Source organism: Halocella sp. SP3-1 (genome assembly GCF_003953885.1).
Classification (GTDB): Bacteria; Bacillota; Halanaerobiia; order Halanaerobiales; family DTU029; genus Iocasia; species Iocasia fonsfrigidae.
On the sequence record NZ_CP032760.1, the window covers coordinates 3,925,194 to 3,945,110 of the forward strand.

General features: G+C 35.6%; 21 protein-coding genes and 1 other annotated feature. All 21 genes read right to left on the reverse strand.

Annotation, left to right across the window (positions count from 1 at the left end):
• Nucleotides 1-3: 3 nt before the first annotated feature.
• The 21 genes from tsaB to D7D81_RS19745 all read right to left on the reverse strand — a co-directional run bounded on the left by tsaB (nt 4) and on the right by D7D81_RS19745 (nt 19,890).
• Nucleotides 4-735, reverse strand: a complete 732-nt coding sequence (gene tsaB, locus D7D81_RS18770; protein ID WP_164522350.1) for a tRNA (adenosine(37)-N6)-threonylcarbamoyltransferase complex dimerization subunit type 1 TsaB — start codon at nt 733-735, stop codon at nt 4-6.
• Nucleotides 698-1,183 (reverse strand): tRNA (adenosine(37)-N6)-threonylcarbamoyltransferase complex ATPase subunit type 1 TsaE, encoded by a 486-nt coding sequence (tsaE, locus tag D7D81_RS18775; RefSeq protein ID WP_125991598.1) that lies wholly within the window; start codon nt 1,181-1,183, stop codon nt 698-700. Before tsaE ends, tsaB begins: the two co-directional genes overlap by 38 nt.
• Nucleotides 1,184-1,206: 23 nt before the next feature.
• Nucleotides 1,207-1,611: a C-GCAxxG-C-C family (seleno)protein gene (locus D7D81_RS18780; RefSeq protein ID WP_125991600.1), complete on the reverse strand. Its 405-nt coding sequence runs from the start codon at nt 1,609-1,611 to the stop codon at nt 1,207-1,209.
• Nucleotides 1,612-1,687: 76 nt separating this feature from the next.
• Nucleotides 1,688-2,068 carry an ACT domain-containing protein gene (locus D7D81_RS18785; protein ID WP_205739290.1) on the reverse strand — a complete coding sequence of 127 codons (381 nt, stop codon included), beginning with the start codon at nt 2,066-2,068 and terminating at the stop codon, nt 1,688-1,690.
• Nucleotides 2,069-2,331: 263 nt separating this feature from the next.
• Nucleotides 2,332-3,480: an SIR2 family protein gene (locus D7D81_RS18790; protein ID WP_125991604.1), complete on the reverse strand. Its 1,149-nt coding sequence runs from the start codon at nt 3,478-3,480 to the stop codon at nt 2,332-2,334.
• 147 nt (nt 3,481-3,627) lie between these two features.
• Complete coding sequence (locus D7D81_RS18795; protein WP_125991606.1) at nt 3,628-5,010, reverse strand: MATE family efflux transporter; 1,383 nt, start codon at nt 5,008-5,010, stop codon at nt 3,628-3,630.
• Between the two features lie 31 nt (nt 5,011-5,041).
• Nucleotides 5,042-5,644, reverse strand: coding sequence for a TetR/AcrR family transcriptional regulator (locus D7D81_RS18800; protein WP_164522351.1), 603 nt, complete (start codon nt 5,642-5,644; stop codon nt 5,042-5,044).
• Between the two features lie 286 nt (nt 5,645-5,930).
• Nucleotides 5,931-6,122, reverse strand: a complete 192-nt coding sequence (locus D7D81_RS18805; protein WP_286169952.1) for a beta/alpha barrel domain-containing protein — start codon at nt 6,120-6,122, stop codon at nt 5,931-5,933.
• 217 nt (nt 6,123-6,339) lie between these two features.
• Nucleotides 6,340-7,587 (reverse strand): multiple monosaccharide ABC transporter permease, encoded by a 1,248-nt coding sequence (gene mmsB, locus D7D81_RS18810; RefSeq protein WP_125991612.1) that lies wholly within the window; start codon nt 7,585-7,587, stop codon nt 6,340-6,342.
• Nucleotides 7,565-9,133: an ATP-binding cassette domain-containing protein gene (locus D7D81_RS18815; RefSeq protein ID WP_125991614.1), complete on the reverse strand. Its 1,569-nt coding sequence runs from the start codon at nt 9,131-9,133 to the stop codon at nt 7,565-7,567. The genes mmsB and D7D81_RS18815 overlap by 23 nt, the downstream gene beginning before the upstream one ends.
• A 71-nt stretch (nt 9,134-9,204) precedes the next feature.
• Nucleotides 9,205-10,245 carry a multiple monosaccharide ABC transporter substrate-binding protein gene (gene chvE, locus D7D81_RS18820; protein WP_353622137.1) on the reverse strand — a complete coding sequence of 347 codons (1,041 nt, stop codon included), beginning with the start codon at nt 10,243-10,245 and terminating at the stop codon, nt 9,205-9,207.
• A 489-nt stretch (nt 10,246-10,734) separates the two neighbouring features.
• Nucleotides 10,735-10,878, reverse strand: a complete 144-nt coding sequence (locus D7D81_RS19740) for a hypothetical protein (RefSeq protein WP_164522352.1) — start codon at nt 10,876-10,878, stop codon at nt 10,735-10,737.
• Between the two features lie 222 nt (nt 10,879-11,100).
• Nucleotides 11,101-12,252, reverse strand: a complete 1,152-nt coding sequence (locus D7D81_RS18825) for a response regulator transcription factor (RefSeq protein ID WP_125991618.1) — start codon at nt 12,250-12,252, stop codon at nt 11,101-11,103.
• The gene (locus D7D81_RS18830; RefSeq protein WP_125991620.1) at nt 12,242-14,020 is read right to left on the reverse strand and encodes a sensor histidine kinase; all 1,779 of its coding nucleotides are present in this window, start codon (nt 14,018-14,020) and stop codon (nt 12,242-12,244) included. The genes D7D81_RS18825 and D7D81_RS18830 overlap by 11 nt, the downstream gene beginning before the upstream one ends.
• Before the next feature lie 43 nt (nt 14,021-14,063).
• Nucleotides 14,064-15,062, reverse strand: coding sequence for a substrate-binding domain-containing protein (locus D7D81_RS18835; protein ID WP_164522353.1), 999 nt, complete (start codon nt 15,060-15,062; stop codon nt 14,064-14,066).
• A 293-nt stretch (nt 15,063-15,355) separates the two neighbouring features.
• Entirely contained in the window at nt 15,356-16,156 is an 801-nt protein-coding gene (gene proC, locus D7D81_RS18840; RefSeq protein WP_286169955.1) for a pyrroline-5-carboxylate reductase, read from the reverse strand.
• Between the two features lie 9 nt (nt 16,157-16,165).
• Nucleotides 16,166-17,422, reverse strand: coding sequence for a glutamate-5-semialdehyde dehydrogenase (locus D7D81_RS18845; protein WP_125991624.1), 1,257 nt, complete (start codon nt 17,420-17,422; stop codon nt 16,166-16,168).
• A complete protein-coding gene (gene proB / locus D7D81_RS18850; RefSeq protein ID WP_286169956.1) occupies nt 17,379-18,560 on the reverse strand; it encodes a glutamate 5-kinase in 1,182 nt (393 codons plus the stop codon). Before proB ends, D7D81_RS18845 begins: the two co-directional genes overlap by 44 nt.
• Before the next feature lie 45 nt (nt 18,561-18,605).
• Nucleotides 18,606-18,848 (reverse strand) — a binding site (T-box leader).
• 93 nt (nt 18,849-18,941) lie between these two features.
• Nucleotides 18,942-19,292 carry a type II toxin-antitoxin system PemK/MazF family toxin gene (locus D7D81_RS18855; protein WP_125991628.1) on the reverse strand — a complete coding sequence of 117 codons (351 nt, stop codon included), beginning with the start codon at nt 19,290-19,292 and terminating at the stop codon, nt 18,942-18,944.
• A gap of 1 nt (nt 19,293) precedes the next feature.
• Entirely contained in the window at nt 19,294-19,569 is a 276-nt protein-coding gene (locus D7D81_RS18860) for a CopG family ribbon-helix-helix protein (RefSeq protein WP_125991630.1), read from the reverse strand.
• Between the two features lie 168 nt (nt 19,570-19,737).
• A complete protein-coding gene (locus D7D81_RS19745; RefSeq protein ID WP_164522354.1) occupies nt 19,738-19,890 on the reverse strand; it encodes a hypothetical protein in 153 nt (50 codons plus the stop codon).
• Nucleotides 19,891-19,917 lie beyond the last annotated feature (27 nt).

Here is a 19,917-nt window from a genome sequence, read left to right on the forward strand (position 1 = left end):
CATTCACCTGGATTCTTTTTTATACCAGTTTATTTCCGCCTGAGGCCTTTTAAGATAGTTGGGTTTGATAGCCAAATAGCCATCATCCAGACCTTTCTTAAGATAATATGCACCGAGTTCAGCTACCAATCCCCCCTGAGGATAATTCAAAACAGAAGATAGTGGGATTAGTTCCAGTGAAGCATTATTAAATAGCTGCTGATACTGTACAAAACCATTACCCATTACATATATTTTTTTGGAATCAGCAACTCCCTTTAAACGTTCAATCAGCTCAGTAACAGATAAAGCACTATCCCCCCATATCTTTACCTTTTTAATATCCTTATTCCAGCTATCATACATTGCACAGTACACCCGTTCACGTCTAGCATCAAGTAGGGGAAGAATCATACCCTCACAAGCCTGGGCCCCATAGGCCATTATATCAAGGGTAGATAAACCTTTCACAGGTAATTTTTTCACCTGGGCAAATGTCTTAATCGTACTTAAACCAATTCTCAGCCCGGTAAAAGAACCCGGGCCAAGGCCAACCGCCAGACCAGTCAGTTCATCAATAGAATAATTTGTCTCTTTAAATAAATAATCAATATTGGGAATAAGGCGTTCACTATGGCGGTGTATCAACTCTATATTTATCTCAGCAAGCAGACCATATTCTCCTACTAAAGCAATAGCAGCTACCGGACTGCTAGTATCAATCCCTAATACTAACATTTTTTTTAATCCCTTCAATTAATTTTTTGCTCCTAATACCCTCTGCTTCAAGGGTAATTTCTCTTGCATTATCTGCTAGTCTATCTATTTTAACATAAATATAATCAGGAGACAAAAAACCATCGGCCAGCTCCGGCCATTCAATAATAATTATCCCCTTCCTATCCAGGTAATCCTCAAACCCCAGGTCCAGTAGGTCTGTCTCATCTTCAAGGCGGTAAAAATCCATATGATACAAAGGAAGTTCACCACTATATTCATTAACCAGGGTATAAGTGGGACTACTGACATCATCAATGATCCCCATTCCACTGGCAATCCCCTGTACAAAAACTGTCTTGCCTACACCCAGGTCTCCTGATAAAAGAATCACCTGCTCTCTTTCTATTAAGTGACCGATTATTTCCCCAAGGAAAAAAGTCTCTTTTGCTGTCTTACTCCTAAATTGAAATATTGTCTGCTCCATATACTTCACCTCATATTTTACACTTAAGCTGTCTCCCTTTTTACTATCATATCCAAAATTTCAGCTGATTTCAATATTACCTTATAGCACTTAATCTCATCATTACGGTAGCTCTCTTTTAAAGGGGCACAATCAATAGAGCCCATCTCTCTTTCATAAATACTAAAAAACTCCTTACTAAGTTCCTTTATTCTGGTGCTCTCATGAGCCCTTTCTTCAACAAAGAGATTCCCCATTACCATCAGAGCAGCTGTTAAAGCACCACATTTATCTTCTATGGCCATACCCCCACCAAAAGCAGCAGCCAGTTTCAGGGCATCCCTGGACAAACCAAGGTCATAGGCCTTATTAGCCCCATATAAAATTGTCTCAGCACAATTAAGGTCTTCTTTCTGACCAAAACCATTTTTAATTAAATCTGTTAACAATCCCCTTCACTCTCCTCATTTTTTATATTATATCCTTAAAAATCCTCAAATACCCTGTTAAACACAGCTGTTTTATTTAACTTACCAAATAAAACTTACTTAAAACAGTCTTTGCAGTCTTAAGGTTTTCCTCTTTAATTAAGATATAGTCTGTATTATAGGTAGAGAGGACAAATACACTAATCTCATTTTCTGCCAGTACTGTAGTCAGTGAAGAAACGATCCCGATAAGATCAAACCCCAGGGGGCCCTCAACTTCAATTGCCGCCCAACCCTTTTCTGCCTTTACCCCAATTGGAACAGATTCTTCAGCAGATACTATTGATAATTCATTCCTGGTTCTAGTTATTGAATAAAAATCACGGCTTTCTAATACCCACTTTGGTATTGGCCGATCTTTATCCACACTACAAACTGCCAACCTTTTCGGTAAAACTTTTAATGATAATTTTTCCACATATATTCCCCCCTGTTGATTACATATCATTATTTTCTCTAAAACAAGAAAAAAATCCTTCTTTTTTATTATTTAAACTTCTTTCATAATTATCTTTATCTTGCATAATTACATGAAGAAGCCACTTAAAACGGAGCACCTAGGGCACTCCCTATTTAAACGAACCATACAAGAAAATTAAGGTTGCAGGTTTGAGTATAACCGATTAGGAAAAAGGCCGTTTTCCTTCATGTAATTATGCAAGACGCTTATTTATTAACTTATTAAAACAACAATTGAGAATAATCCTGCCAGCTAAATGATTCAACTGGTATTGAGATATTGTATGCTTTTTTTTGCTTTTCCCAGAGATACCAGTTATCCCTGATTCCTTTGCGGGCATATTTAATACAATTTACAGTATCTGGTCCAAGCAGAAGGATCTTATGTTTTGCTGTCTCATTCATCCAGTTGATAATCCAGGAATTTATCCCTTGATCACCGAAACTATAACCAGCTATAATTAAACTATCCACACTGGGGAGCAGGCGGTAAAAACTATAATGAACGTCAACATAGATACTGCGGTGGTATTCCAATATCTTATTTATCCTACCGGTTAGAATAAGAGGTCTAACCCCAATCTGTTCTATATTAGTCATTTTCTCCTGATTATCCAAGTCCCTGGAACCATAGAATTCTTTATTACCCTGTTTATACCTGTACCAGTTAACAGAGCCGTGTAGTTTAAGGAGTCTAAGTCTCCCAGAATCACCTATTAAAGACCCCGGCTGCCAGTGTCTTATCCCACTTTCATCAGCAAAACCATCAACATATGGCAGCTTGTTTTTACTAAAATAATGTTCCAGTACAGTATCATGATTTAGGGTGAAAATATTAATTGAACCTACATTAGCATCCTCAATAAGCTCCTTAATAAAGGAAAGATAATCTAAATTAGCAGGTTTATGAGAGAGTAGGTCTGTAACTACATCAGCAATGTAAGCAACGCTATAACTGGCCAGTTTGGCTATTGTCCAGGAAAAACCTTTTTTAGCAAAATTAAGTTCTTTTTTAACAAGTGGTTTTATTTTTTCCACAAAAAAAACCACAATCGGGTTTTCATATTCACTGGTAAAATCCTTAATCTGTCTTACTACATAATAGAGATCCTCATAGCTTATATTTGACTTATTAAAAAAAACTGTAATTTCTCTTTTTATTATCCTTAAAAACCTAATTATATTATTAACACAGCTATCAGGGTTTTTATGTTTTCTAATATAAAAACGACCCCGGTCTTGATTAAAGCCCTGATCATATATTACTCCCTTTCCTGACATTATCCTTTTTGTTATATCATCAGTTGAAGGCATCCCAGCTGCAGCAGAAGCACCCGCCCCCAGAAAAAGAGAAATATTTTGTTTAACCATAATTTTTACCCGCCTTCTAAAATACTTATATTTATTTTATAATTATAGGAAGGTAATTATGTAAAAAACCACCTATTCAATTATTAAAGAAATAAGTGGTCTATAATTTATTAGTTTTTAAATATGTTTTCTCCACATCTTTAAAGTTTACACTAATTCAGCAGACACATCTTCTCTAGTGACATTTTTTCTTTTTTCTTCTAGATTTTTATACGTCCTTATTAATAAAAACATTGAGGCAAGGAAAGTTAAAAAATCAGCCAGGGGTTGGGCTAAAAATATAGATTTTACTCCTACTAAACAAGAAAGAATAATTAAAGTCGGTATAAAAAAGATACCCTGTCTGGACAATGATAAAAAACCCGCTGGAACAGCTTTACCCATTGCCTGATAAAGCATACTGGCAGTTACATTTAAACCAAGTACTGGGAGCATAGTTGAAAAGTATTTTAAGCCAACAGCAGCAATTTCAATTACTGCTGTATCCTTAGAAAATATACTAATTAACTGTCTGCTAAAAACAATAAAGATAATTGTCATTATCACACAAAATATTGTTGTTCTTTTAATCGTAATCCGGATAGATTCCAGTAAACGGTCAAACAATATAGCCCCATAATTAAAACCCGCCACCGGTTGAAAGGCCTGTCCAAATCCTAATACAACCATTAAGGGTAATGAAAACACCCTGTTTATAATACCAATAGCCGCTACATATATATCATTATAATACCCGGCAGTATTATTCAAAAGGGCCATGGCTATACTTATTAAAACCTGGCGCATTAGAGTTGGGAGACCCATTTTAATAATTTCAGTAAAAATTCTAATGGAAGGAGAAAAACCGCTTAAATTCATTTCTAAAATACTCTTCCCACTGAAATAATAATATAATAAAATTATGGTAGATACAGCTTGGGCTAATACTGTTGCCAGAGCAGCCCCGGCAACCCCCATGTTAAAAGCAAAAATAAAAATAGGATCAAGAATAATATTCAAGCCAGCTCCAATAGCCATAGCAAACATACTCATTTTAGCATTCCCCTCGGCCCTGACCATACTATTCAAATTCATATTGTTTATTGTAAATATTGTTCCAAGAATAATAATACTACCATATTCCATAGCATATGGTAATATAGTATCAGTTGCACCAAAAACCTTAACAATAGCTTCTAAAAAAATGTATCCCAGGGCTGCCAGAAATATTCCAAAAACACTGGTCATAATAAATGAGGTAGAAACCACTTTATTAGCCATGTTTTTCTTATCTTCACCAAGCAATCTGGAGATATAGGATGCTGAACCCATACCAAAGGTCATACCAAAGGCTGATAATAACATAAAAATAGGAAAAACTACAGTAACAGCACCAATCGACAATATTCCTAATCTGCCGACAAATACCGTATCTACTAAATTATAAACAGCTGTAACTAACATACCAATAATTGCAGGTATGGACATATTGCTTAGTACTTTAGGTATTGTTTCTTCTGCCATCATTCTGGTCTTTTTATCTTTATACATTTAAAAACCTCCATAAATTAATTTGATTTGTTTACAATATATTATTTTCAGTATATGACTGTAGCAGATCAAGGATAAATTGAATATTTGCTTCTTGATTTTTAGCATAAAATTTAAGGAGAGTTGGTATAGAGGTCTGAATAATAATAAATAACTTTTTTAATTCCTCTTGATAAAGATCTATACAAACCTCACTATAATCACGTTTAAAATTAATTAAAAATAAATCATATACTTTAGTAAAAATAATTTCATTAAACCTTATTTTATCTATTGCATTTTTCTTGTCTTTATGTAAATCATTATTTTCATGGATATACCTAAATATTTTTTTTACAATTACTTTATTTCTACACATTTCTTTATATAGAATTGTAAAAAATGTTTTAAGATATTCTTTTTTTATGTTACTGGTTTCATGAGATAGTTTATGATATATCATATCCCAGTTTTCTTCAAAAATCTTTAAAAATAAATCCCATTTAGTAGGAAAATAATTATAAATAGTCCCTACAGCAATCCCAAGTTCATCAGCAATACTCTTCATACATACATCTTGATATGAATTTTCCTTAAAAAGCTTTAGAGAACTGTCAATAATCTTTCCCCTTAGATTCTTAATTTTTTTAGGCATAATTCCACTCCCCATAAATTATGCAATAACTTTATATGAATCTCATTCATATAATATTATAATGAATGGGATTCATAATGTCAATAATTATTTATAATTTCTAATATAAATTAAATTTATAAATAAATATGGTTCACCACCCTATAGTTTCTATAAAATGATAAACCAAATAAGAAAGGCTTTATTCTCTTTATTTGTTAATAATAATCCAAGTTTATTTTAATTAATATCTCAATCAAATCAAAATAGCTTAAGTCCTTGGCAAACCTACTCCAATACTAATTTTTTAAATTAAATCTATAATGGAGGTATCTTTACCAAAAATACCTTCCCAGTCCCAGGTAAAGTTATCCACTGCATTTTGAATAGCTGGTAATTTTAAAGCCTTATTCAATAAACTACTAGCAATTGTTATTGAGTGGGCACCACATTCCAGGGCATCAGTTACTTGACCTATATTCCTGAAACTAGCGGCCAAAATTGATGTTGATGAATTATATTTAGTGATAAGCCCAGCAAAATGTTTTATTGTATCACGCAGGTTTTAAAACCCACTGATAATTTACAAAAAGATAATCTATTTTAAATAAAATGATACTTCTAGCATAAAAAATACTACTGCAGTACTGCAGTAGTATTTAACATTACAACAAAGTTTTATTAGTTTTTGGAATGCCAGCAAAATATCCATATACTTAGCTAGTACTACTCTTTTGTTCATCAATGTTATGATGCTTATTTCCTTTCCGGCGAAGTTTTGACAGAAAATTAAATCCAATATTCTGTTTGCTTATGACGTCAAAGGCAACGGCAGCCAATAATACAAGCCCCTTGACTACTTGCTGTACATTTGAACTGACCCCCATGATGGACATTCCGTTGTTTAATATACCCATAGTCATAGCTCCGATCAGTGCGCCGCTTATGGTACCTATACCACCGGTAGCACTTGCACCACCTATAAAACAGGCGCCAATTGCATCTAACTCAAATAATTGACCTGCTTGCGGTGATGCAGAATTTAAACGTGTAGAAAACACAATTCCGGCAATGGAAGCTAGAAAAGCCATATTAACATAGACAAGGAAAAGTAATTTCCTGGTCTTAACACCAGACAAACGTGCAGCCTTTTCATTACCCCCCAGAGCATAAATATGACGGCCTGGTACCGTGGAAGAAGTGAAATAGCTGTAAACGATCAATATGATTCCAAGAATTATAAATACCATTGGAACACCGCGGTAATTTGCCAGTATATAAAATAACCATATGATAGCGGTTGCAATGATTGCCAGCCTGAATCCCAGATTAAGGGGGCTTTCTACAGAATATCCTTTATTCTTACGTGAATAATAGCTATATATTTGGTAGGCAGTAAAAGCTAACGCGAGTATTATACCTATTATTAATGATGTACTATTCCTCACACCAAACAAGTGCATATTTTCAAATAAATCAGGAATAAATCCTGCAGAATAAGCACGATATTCGGAAGGGAAAGGAGCCAGTGTCAGGCCATTCAACACAATTAGAGTTAATCCCCTGAATATAAGCATTCCAGCCAATGTTACTATAAAAGCGGGAATCCTTACATAAGCAATCCAGAAACCCTGCCATACACCAATACCGATACCAATTAGTAAGGATAAAAGAATGGAAAGATGAGGATTCCATCCCCAGGAGATGATAAATGTGCCTGCACAAGCACCTATCAAGGCACACACAGAGCCTACCGACAGGTCAATATTACCTCCTGTCAGTATGCAAAGCAGCATACCGCTGGCTAAAATGACCACATAGGCATTCTGGAAAATAAGGTTAGATACATTCATTGGCTTAAGCAATATGCCATTAGTTAAGACTTGAAAAAGTACAATAATACCCAATAATACGAAAAGCAACATATATTGTTTCAGGTTATTACGAATTGTAGTCCAGTTCATACTCGACCTCCCCTTTACTTGCTTGTATGATAGAATTCATGATACCTTCCTGAGTCGCCTCCGATTGGAGGACTTCATCGATTATTTTACCTTCGTTCATTACATAGATGCGATCACACATCCCCAGGATCTCTGTTAATTCTGATGATATAAGTACAATTGCTTTTCCTTGTTCGGCTAATTCATTTATTATCTCGTAAATTTCATATTTTGCTCCCACATCTACACCGCGAGTTGGTTCATCTAGAATCAGAACATCAGGTTTGGAATAAATCCATTTTCCTAAAAGCACCTTTTGCTGATTACCGCCTGATAAATTAGCTACATATTGCTCAACGTTCGGAGCCTTTATATTTAGATCCTTTCGATATTTATTAGCGACTTGCCTTTCAAGATCTTTATCAATTCGGCCGTGTTCAGTTACATAATCCATTCTCGGCAGCGTAATGTTGTGTTTGATGCTACTACCCAACAGTATACCACTCTCTTTACGATCTTCAGTAACATAGGCCAGATTGTGTGCAATAGCTTCAGGTACAGAAGTCATATCCAGAATTTTTCCTTCTTTTATAACTGTACCGGAAGTATTGGTTCCATAGGCCTGACCGAAAATAGACATGGCCAATTCTGTGCGGCCCGAGCCGATCAAACCATAAATACCTACTACTTCACTCTTATGCACTTTAAAGGATACATCATCTACGACTTTGCGTTCTGGATATAGTTCATGGCTAACTGACCAGTTTTTCACTTCAAAAGCCACTTCATCACGTATTTTGTCAGGTCTAGATGGATAACGTTCTGTCATCTCTCTGCCTACCATACCTCGGATAATTCTTTCTTCTGACACATCATCGATCTTATTATCAAGGGTCTCAACAGTACAGCCATCACGAATAACCGTTATCCTGTCGGCACAATAGGCGATTTCATGTAATTTATGTGATATAACAATAGAGCTAATACCTTCTTCACGACGTAGTTTTAGTATTAGGTCAAGAATGTGTTGTGCCTCTTGTTCATTGAGGGAAGAGGTCGGTTCATCTAATATTAATAAACGTACATTCTTGGCTAGTGCCTTTGCGATTTCGACCAACTGCTGTTTACCGACACCTATATCTTTAATCTGCATATGGGGATTTTCCTTTAGACCTACCATGCGCATGTATTTTTTAGCTTTTTTATAGGTCTGATCCCAGTCAATGACACCATTTTGTTGCTGTTCGTTACCTAGAAACATGTTTTCTCCAATCGATAAATAGGGAACAAGAGCTAATTCCTGATGGATAATAACAATTCCCAGACTTTCTGAATCCTTGATGCCCTGAAAACCGCATTCCTTACCATCATAGTAGATGTCCCCTGAATATGAACCATATGGATAAACTCCACTCAATACATTCATCAAGGTAGACTTTCCTGCACCGTTTTCTCCAACAATACCGTGAATCTCGCCTTCCTGAACAGTAATATTAACATTATCCAGTGCCTTCACACCAGGAAACTCTTTGGTAATGGAGCGCATTTCCAGTAATGTCTTTGTCATTTTTATACCCTCCTTACAAAAATAGCAGATGGATAGAGATTACCCATCTGCCACAGCATGTTATTCTATAATTAGAGGCCCAACTGCTCAGAGGTATAATAACCACTGTCAATTAACAATTCTTTGTAATTGTTAATGTCAGCAAATACTGGTTCACATAGATAGGTTGGGATAATACCTGTGCCGTTATCATAGTCACTGGTGTTGTTGATTTCCGGTTCTTCGTTATTTCTGATAGCCTTTACCATTTCAACAACCTGTGCAGCCAGTGTACGGGTATCTTTGAAGATGGACATAGACTGATAACCGGCAATGATGTTTTTGGTGTTGGCTATATCACAATCTTGACCTGTAATAACAGGGAAATTGTCCTTTTCAAATCCTGCACCTAGCAATGAGTTGGTAACACCCAGAGCTGTTGAGTCATTAGAGCAGAGAACTGCATCAAGTTCCTGACCTGCTGAGTAATGAGCAGCAATCAGGTTGTCCATACGGGTCTGGGCATTTGCGGAAGACCAATTCATGGTAGCAATCTGTTCAAACTCAGTCTGTCCTGAAGGAACTACAACTACACCGCTCTTAACATAAGGTTTGATCACATCCCAAGCACCGTTAAAGAAGTAACGAGCATTGTTGTCGTCAGGAGCACCACCGAAGATTTCGATATAAGCAGGATCATCGGCCGAACGATTTTCCAGATTTAAAGCATCTTCAAGATATTCACCCTGAATGGTTCCAACCATATAGTTGTCAAAGGTAGCGTAATAGGAAACAGCATCTGTTTCCATGATTAGACGGTCATAAGCAATCACAGGGATTCCTTCTAATTTGGCAGTTTCAAGAACGGTACCCAGAGCACTACCATCGATGGAGGCTATAACGAGTACATCAGCACCACCCAAGATCATATTTTCAAGCTGAGAGATCTGAGTAGCGACATTATTGTTAGCATACTGAAGATCAACAGTATAACCAGCATCTTCCAATTGGGCTTTCATGTTAGCACCATCTTGATTCCAACGCTGCAGACTTTGAGTGGGCATTGCAACCCCAATTTTCCCTTTAGCAGCAAAAACTGCGGTTGTCATCGTTAATACCAGAGCCAGAATCATTAAAATTGTTATACTTTTTTTCATTTTTATCATACACTCCTTAGTATTCTTATTTTAATTAATTTTTTTTGCTGTTTTGCTTGATTCTTAAAAACTAGCCTCCTTTCTTTTAAGATTGATAATCTTACTACCATATCTATATCATATTATTTTAACACTTGTTTTAACACTTAAATTTTAATTTCAACTGAGGGTATTGCTTGAAATAATCCACAATTATATCTATTTATAGTTAATATTAAAAATATTTTTAAAAATATTTATCAGCAAGACAGATTGAATATAAGAGCACTCTTTTATAAACTTATACTTCCTAAAAAGTAAAATTATCTAGATAAATTATATACTGTTATCTGAATAATTACAATTTAATATTTTTTTAAACCCTTTGATATTTTTTTAGGTACTCCTATATACATAAATTTTATGAAAATTTCCCTCTAACTTCAGATTTTATTATACTATCTACTCGTTTTTTCTTTAACATATTTATTTTTTTATATAGAGAATACCAACAAAAAAAACACCTAAGCCCGCAAAGAAGATACCTAAACCTGCAAAAAAGATAGCAAGGATTACTAAATTATGCATATTTACCCCTCCAAATAAATTATTTACAATATAATTCTTCATCTTTATAAATACTCCTGCAAAAAACAACTTTACTCTACGTATTTTCTCAACAATTTTGTTTCATATTAAGAGACAGTTCCCCTTACCCACTCTCGATTCATCCATGGCCATAATAAAAACACTTAAATAAAAGCGGCTTTTTTATTTTTTCTATCAACTTTGCCATTCCACACACCCCTTCTTGATTTACACATAAGCTGTAACAAAGTAAAAGGTGATAAATTACAAAAATTCAAGATTATCCCTATATGTTGTAGGGGTAACACCTACAAGTCTTTTAAACCAGGAACTGAAGTAAAATGAATCATTAAAACCAATTTCATCTGCTATTTGATAGATTTTCTTATCAGTTGTCTTTAATAACTCCTTTGCTTTATTAACCCTGATCATATTTAAATAATCTGTAAAATTCTCACCAACATAATCTAAAAATAGCTTACTTAAATACCCACTACTTACATTAAAGTGTTGGGACAGCTCGGTCAGGGTTATACCTTCTTGATAATTTTTTTTAATATGTTCTTTTACCTCTTCAATCAATATTTCATTCTGATTGTTCTTAGGACAGGTAACCATACTATTTACATCTAGAAAAAAATCCTTAAGCCATTTTTCTAGGTCTAAAAGATTATCTCCGTTAATAACCTTCTCTAAATAGACATTATCAATCTTTTTAATCATATCCTGATAATCATATCCTAACTCCTTCAGAGCCTGAAATGTAAACAAGACAAGATTATTTAGCAAAATAAATAACCCCTGCCGGTCACCCTTAAGCCCTCCTATATGCTTTAAAATATGATCTACTTCCTTCAGTAGCTCTTCTTCACTACCGGTTTTTATAAGTTGATATAGCTGATTATTATTAATGATAATAGATTGATTTTCAAAAAACTTATCATCAGTTAACCAGTTTAATGTATCATTCCTGACATTTTTATTTAAGTAGACTGATAGCTCATCCCTTAAACTGGCTAACTCTTCTTTGTCTTTATTTTCCCTGGAAATACCATCCCTGATTTCATTTACTGCCTCTAATAAACGTTGTGAACGGAAGGGTTTTAAAAGGTATTCATTTACTCCCAGACGGATCAACTGCTGTGCATATTCAAATTCTGCATGACCAGAAATTATTAACACCTTAATATCTCTATAGTCTTCCCTGAGTTTATTTACTAATTCGATACCATTTAAACCAGGCATCTGGATATCAGTTACCAGAATATCAATATCTTCATCCTGTAGGATTGATAATGCCTCTAAACCATTTACTGCCTGAAAAATTTGATATCCATGTTTCTGCCAGTTAATATTATTAACCATCTTATCTAATAATGGTTTTTCATCTTCAATTATAAGAATTTTAAACATCATAACCACCCTGCTGTCTGTATGGCAACTTAATAATCATCCGGGTTTTAACACCTATTTCACCACTTACAAACAAGCCATACCCCTCCCCAAATTTTAGTTTTATTCTTTGATTAACATTCCTCAAACCAAAATATTGTTTTTCATTTATGGGTTCTTTAAGCCCCTGTAATATTTGATTTATCTCTTTAATTTTTGAATCCTCCATACCCATTCCATTATCTATTACTTCAAAATATATTGTATCACCTTCCAAATAACCCTTTACAATTATTAATCCCTTTTTATCCGACTTCAAGATGCCGTGATAAATAGCATTTTCTACCAGAGGCTGAAGCAATAATCTTGGAATATACTTATTTCTAATCTCCAGATCTTTTATATCAATAATATACTCATATTTTTCTCCTTGGCGAAGTTTCTGAATATAAAGGTAGTTTTTAACGTGTTCAACTTCACTGACAATCTTGACCATTTCTTTGCCGTGGCTTAAACTAAGCCTGAAGAAATTACCCAAAGCCTCAATAAGTCTGGTAGCCTTATTACTATTATTATTTTCAAGCTGACCGATTATTAAATCCAAAGTATTATATATAAAATGGGGTTTGATTTGATTATCCAGGCTCTCCATCTCAAGTTCCCTCAGTAGTTTCTGTTCAGCAATATTTTCTTCCATCAATTTCTTAATTTTGCTGATCATTTTATTAAAACTCTTGCCCAACTGGGCAATCTCATCCTTACTCTGAGTTTCTATCTTAACAGAGAGGTCATTATTGGCTGCCTGCTGGGTTACTTCTTCCAACTCCCTAATAGGATGTGAAAGGGCATAAGATAAATACATTGTTAGCAGTATTATTACAAATAATATTAACCCACTAATTAGAATTGTAATCTTTTTTAACTGGTTTAATTCAGCTTCAACCTCACTGGCATAAGCAACACTGACAATATTCCAACCAGTAACAAGGGATTTTGCAGTATTTAAGATATATTTATTATCATCTGCTATATAACTGTACTTACCGGACTTATTCAATTTATAAAAACTACTCTTTTGCCCAATCAGGTCCCTGTCAGGGTGATAAATAATATTGCCATCTCCATCAGCAATAAAAACATACCCCTTTTCTCCTAGTTTTACATTTGTAATGTCGGCAAGCATATCAATATTTATATCAGCACTAATTAATACCCTGGCCTCTGCATCATCAGGGTAGTAAGGCCTTAATATTGATACTACATCTTTCCGGGAAAAATTGGTATGAGGACTGGTTATCGCAATACCACTCTCCTTTAGCCCATCTGCCAGGGCATAATTAATTGCTTCAATATCTATATAGTATAGACCATAACAACTAATTCGTTTTCCATTACTAAAGGTTAGCGCAATATCCTCCAATCCGGGTTTCATATACCGTAAATTATTAAAGTCCTCCCAGATTCTAAAGGTATATTTGCGGTTATTGGCAAAGTCATGGATCTGGGTAAGTTTGATAAACTGATTAATATAAAAATCCTGTTCCCTGGTTAAAAATTTCTCTATATCACTAAAATAACTGTCTATATCCCTTTTCATCCTGCTCACTACTTCCTGGGAATAAGCACTGGTTCTTTCAGTTATAACTCCAAAATAGGTTTTATAAGAAAAAAGGGCAAAGATAATCAAGGGAACAAGACCAATCAATAGGAAGGATATAATCAGTTTAGTTCTAATTGTATGAATTTCTATTTTTTTAAACACCTGTTTAAAATAATTTTTTGCTTTCCCCAATACTAACACACCTTTTAGTTTACATATAATTTATAGTAAAACACTATTTAACCCGCCAGGGTTTATAGACCTCAAGCAGATATTCTAAATTGTCATTCCCAGCATGGTTAAGACCTGTTTCTATAAAAGTAGGCGGCCGCTTATTATGTTTAATATAATTAACCATATACTCTAGCCCTTGTGAACCCATAGCTCCCAGGTCCTGACCTACCAGATATTGAATCAAACCCTCTTTTTGTAATAATAAAGCATCATAAAATATATCTATCCCAACAGCAATACCACCTTTTTGAGCCCAGTGCTGGAAATTAATCATAGCCTCAGCTGGAACATAAAACGGCCAGCCACCAACAAAAAAGATAACATCAAGTTCTGGATGGTTTTTAACATAGTCTTCAGTAAGCTCAATAGAAATCTTGATATTATCCTGATTTTCAAGTACAGCTCTGATATTTAAGTTGATTTCCCCTGCAGTAGCCTCTTTAAAGCCACGGATTCTTTCCTGTAAATTCAGAGCATCACGGGCACCAGTCATGATCATCGTATTTAGCTCTTGATCAGCCAGTCCCCTCTTTTTTACAACATCAACTAAGGCCTGTCCAATAGCGAAGCCAGCTTTGGTATTATCAATACCTATATAAAAAAGCCTCTCACTCCCCGGACTATCTGCATCAAAGGTAGCAACCGGTATTCCAGCCCTGATAGCCTTACTAATAACCTGACGGATTGGTTTAATATCATCAACACTTAAAACCATTCCATCAACTTTTCTCCTGATCAAATTTTCAATTACTTCAACCTGTTCACTGTTAGAAAAAGTAAAAGGAGCAACCCATTCTAATCTAACACCCAGTTCATGGGCCTTTTCCTGGGCTTCTTCAAAAGTATCCAGAAAAATTGGATTATCAAGGGAACGCGGTACAAAAGCTATAGTTAATGGTTTATCAGCTGCCGCCCTTAAAGAATCAGACACTAAAAATAATAATACCAGTAAACACAGCAGTAAAAAGATAAAATTTGCTCTTTTTAATATGCACAGCAAAGCTATCCACCCCTCCTAAATAATCTTTTTAAAATTGTAATAAAAATAATACTATTTTAATTAATTCTATAATTTATATATAAATTCCTCTATAATACCATAAAATTCTTGGAAATATTTAAAACGGCTGTTTTAAAGACAGCCGTTTTAACAATGCTATAGATATTTACAAGTATCTATTTAAATTAAACAATATAATCATCAAACCTTTAGAGTCTGTTCGAAAAGTACCAGTATATACCCGCAGGGGATTATATATCCCCTATTTATATCTTTTAGAACACACACTTTTATTAATTATTAAGTTCTTTTGACCTCTCAGCAGCTGCTTTTACTGCCTGAATCATACTACCCCTCAGGCCCTTTTCCTCCAGAACCTCTACAGCCCTTATAGTAGTACCTCCAGGGGAAGTCACCATATCCTTTAATTCACCTGGGTGTTGACCGGTCTCCATTACCATCCTGGCAGCCCCTAATACAGTCTGAGCAGCCAGTTTCTGGGATAATTCCCTGGGTAATCCCATCAATACCCCACCGTCTGCCAGGGCCTCTATAACCATATATATATAAGCAGGCCCACTGCCACTTAGTCCTGTGACAGCATCCATCAGTTCTTCTTTTACCTCAACTACTTCACCTACACCTTTCAGCAGGCTTTTTACCTGTTTCAAATCTTCTTTGCTAGCATTTTCACTTGCTGTAAAAGCAGAAATCCCCTCTTTAACCAGTGAGGGTGTATTGGGCATTACCCTGATAATTCGACATGAATCAGGTACTGTCTTTTGATAGCTGGCCAGGGAAAGACCGGCTGCTATTGTAATTAATAATTTATTTGCCAAACTATTTTTTATATTATCCAGTACAGCAGCCATCACCTGGGGTTTGACAGCCAGCAAGACTACATCTACACCTTTAACAGCCTCCTTATTATCAGTAGTCATCTTAATACCCTGATATTTTCCCTCTAATTTATCATTATCAAGCTTAATATCTGAAACAATAATTTTATCTGCCGAATAACTACCGCTTTCAATTATTCCTTCCAGTAAGGATGTTCCCATCTTCCCTAAACCAATAATGGCTAATTTGCTCACTCTCTATCACTACTCCCTGATCTGACCCTGGCCACGTACAATATATTTTATAGTAGTAAGTTCATTAAGACCCATCGGACCTCTAGCATGGAGTTTCTGGGTACTAATACCAATCTCAGCCCCCAGACCAAATTGATTACCATCTGTAAAGCGAGTTGAAGCATTAACATAGACTGCTGCAGCATCTATTTCCTCTAAGAAACGCTGGCTCTTTTGATAATCATTAGTAATAATGGCCTCAGAGTGTTTGGTACTATACGTATTTATATGTTCTAGGGCTTCATCAAAACTTCCTACCACTTTAACCGCCATAGTGAAATCAAGGTATTCTTCACTCCAATCGCTTTCTTCAGCCTGTTTAGCACCTGAAAGCAAAGTGCAGGTCCTTTTACAACCCCTGATCTCTACTCCCTTATCATTAAAGAGCTCAGCCAGCTGTGGTAGAAATTCTTCAGCAATATCCTGGTGAACTAGCAAACTCTCTGCTGCATTACAGACTGCAGGACGGCTTGTTTTGGCATTAAAGGTAATATCTAAGGCCATATCAATATCAGCAGCTGAATCTACATAGATATGACAGTTGCCAACACCGGTTTCAATAACCGGTACCTTTGACTCATTAACAACCCTCTTAATAAGTCCGGCCCCACCTCTAGGGATAAGAACATCAAGGTAGTCATTTAGTTCAAATAAAACCCTGACTGCTTCCCGATCAGTCACCTGAATTAGCTGAACACCCCCCTCTGGTAAACCAGCTTCTACTGCCGCTTCAGATGCTATTTGGGCCAGGACTCTGTTGGAATGGATAGCCTCTGAACCACCGCGCAATATTACCGCATTACCTGCCTTAAGACAAAGCCCTGCTGCATCAATAGTAACATTAGGTCTTGATTCATAGATAATACCTATAACACCAAGGGGAACCTTCATCTGCCCTATCTGAAGCCCATTAGGTCTCTTCCACATCTTAATTACATCACCAACAGGGTCTTCGAGATTAACTAATTCCCTCAAACCATCAGCCATACCTTTAATCCGTTCTTCATTTAATTTTAATCTATCCAGCATAGCTCTTGTTAAGCCAGACTGTACTCCTGCTTCCATATCCTTATTGTTCTCCAGCATTATCCTTTCAGTAGATGTTTCAAGCCTATCAGCAATATTTAACAGGGCAGCATCCTTTACCTGAGTTGATATACTCGCCAGTCTGGCAGCAGCCCTTTTAGCTTTTTTTGCTTGACCCAGTACTTCTTCTTTGATACCCATTTTTAATTCCCCCTTTAATAACCATATTGTCCCTGTGTATCACATCAGAACCATTTTCATATCCCAACAATGAAACTATTTCCCCGGAGTGATATCCCTTAATCAGTTCAACCTCCCCTGATGAATAGTTTACCAATCCCTTAGCTAGTTCTTCACCACTTTCATCTATAATCAAAACTGAATCACCTTTTTTAAAACTACCCTTTACCTTAGTTATTCCACCAGGGAGCAAACTCTTTCCCTGATAGAGCAGAGCCTCTGCCGCACCAAAATCAACAGTAATCCGACCGCTAACTGCCTGGTTATATAAAAGCCACTGTTTCCTTTTACTCAAACAATTACTGGTAGGTATAAAGGTAGTCCCAATATTATAGTTTGATTCTTCCTCCAACATAGTTACTATATCATTGATAATATTATTTCGAAAACCCGGTCCAATTACCATCGTTATCCCAGACTCTATACTAATTTCTGCTGCCTGTAATTTGGTCTGCATACCACCTGTCCCAATAAGGCTACCATTACCACCAGCTATTTTTTTCAATTCAGGGGTTATCTCTGTGACCTTATTAATTAACTTTAGGTTTTCTCCACCCTGACGTGGATCACCATTATACATGCCCTCTATATCAGATAATATTATCAGTAAATCTGCTTCAACTAGACCCGCTACCCGGGCAGAAAGTGTATCATTATCGCCAAATTTAATCTCCTGGGTAGCCACTGTATCATTTTCATTAATGATAGGAATAATCCCTTTTCTAAGCAGGCTTTCCAGGGTATTGTAGGCATTTAAATACCTCTCTCTATTTTCTAAATCACTGGCCGTAAGTAATATCTGGGCGGCTATCTGACCATACTCTCTGAGAAACTTATTATAAACCCCCATAATAAGAGCCTGACCAACAGCAGCAATACCCTGCTGTTCTGGGATAGAACCAGGTCTTTCCTTTAAACCAAGTTCAGCCATACCAGCGCCTATAGCACCAGAACTAACAAAGATTACTTCCTTACCCTGATTTTTTAAATCAACCATCTGCCGGAGAAAGCGGTCTATTCTCCCCAAATTTAACTTGCCTCCATTATGTGTCAGGGAACTACTCCCGATCTTTATTACAATCCGATTATATTTACCCATTTTAATCATCCACCCAAATTATTTTATAAAAAAACCCTCATTCCATTCAGGAACGAGGGGAACTCGCGGTACCATCCTTTTTGACAAAAAAGTCCACTTATTTATTGATAGTATAATAAATTGCTACTATCTGTCAAAATAACGGCTGACATCCGGAAAGGTATACTTATTCACTTCAACCCTTAAACTCCCAGACGGGTTTCACTAATAGGTATTTACCAGGCTCACACCTGCCCCGGCTCGCTTAAAACACCCAGCTTAGCTACTACTCCTGTTCATAGTTTTTAGAAATATCTTATTGTTAATAAATTATACCTAAATATACTATTATTGTCAAGCATTTAAAGCATCTCAAAAAAAAGAACCCACTTAAGGATTCTCTCAAAGTTCTATCAATCCAAGACTTATTTCAATTGCTTCATCAACTCTATCAATTATCTCTTTACTAAGATGTGTTACATGTCGTTGAAGTCTTTTTTTGTCTATAGTTCTAATCTGTTCCAGTAGTATAACAGAATCCTTCTCAAGATTGGTATTATTAGCAGATATCTCAATATGTGTGGGTAATTTTGCCTTATCAATCTTGGATGTAATAGCCGCCACAATAATTGTAGGGCTATATTTGTTACCGATATCATTCTGGATTACAAGGACAGGTCTGACTCCCCCCTGTTCTGAGCCAACAACAGGGTTTAAATCAGCATAAAATACATCACCTCTACTAACATTCATATTACTCACACTCAGCTAATCTCTCTTCATAAAATTGAAAAGTATTTGCTTCACTCTTTATTCCTTCATCAGCCAGCTCAAGATTAATTTCACTCATTTCCAGGTAACCTGCCCTCATCTGCTCACGGATTTCCTGTCTCCTTTTCTCCTGTAAGTAGAGTTTCATAGCCTCTCTAATAAACTCACTCCTGTTACCACTGCTTTTTTGTACAAAACCATCTACTTCCTGGAGAAGGTTATTAGGTAGACTGATCATAACCCGCTTTAAATTACCCAAGAAAAACACCCCCATAATATACTCTGATATATTCATTATATAGAAATATATTGATTAATGTCAATAATATATTAATATTTTTTGGCAATAATGTATTCTATATTAATATTTTCTAAAAATAGCATAAATATACATCAAACTACGCAAAAAATAATGATGAGACGTAAATCAATCTGTCTCATCATGGGACCTTAACCCTTCTTCAGCTAATTCCCGATTAATATCAGCCATTTTTTTATAGCCTTTAACCATTTCCCGGGCTATTTTCCTCTTCTTTTCTTCTGAGAGCACTTTCTTCTGGCGAGAATCTTTTTTTGCCATATTTTCACCTCATTAAATATGACTAAA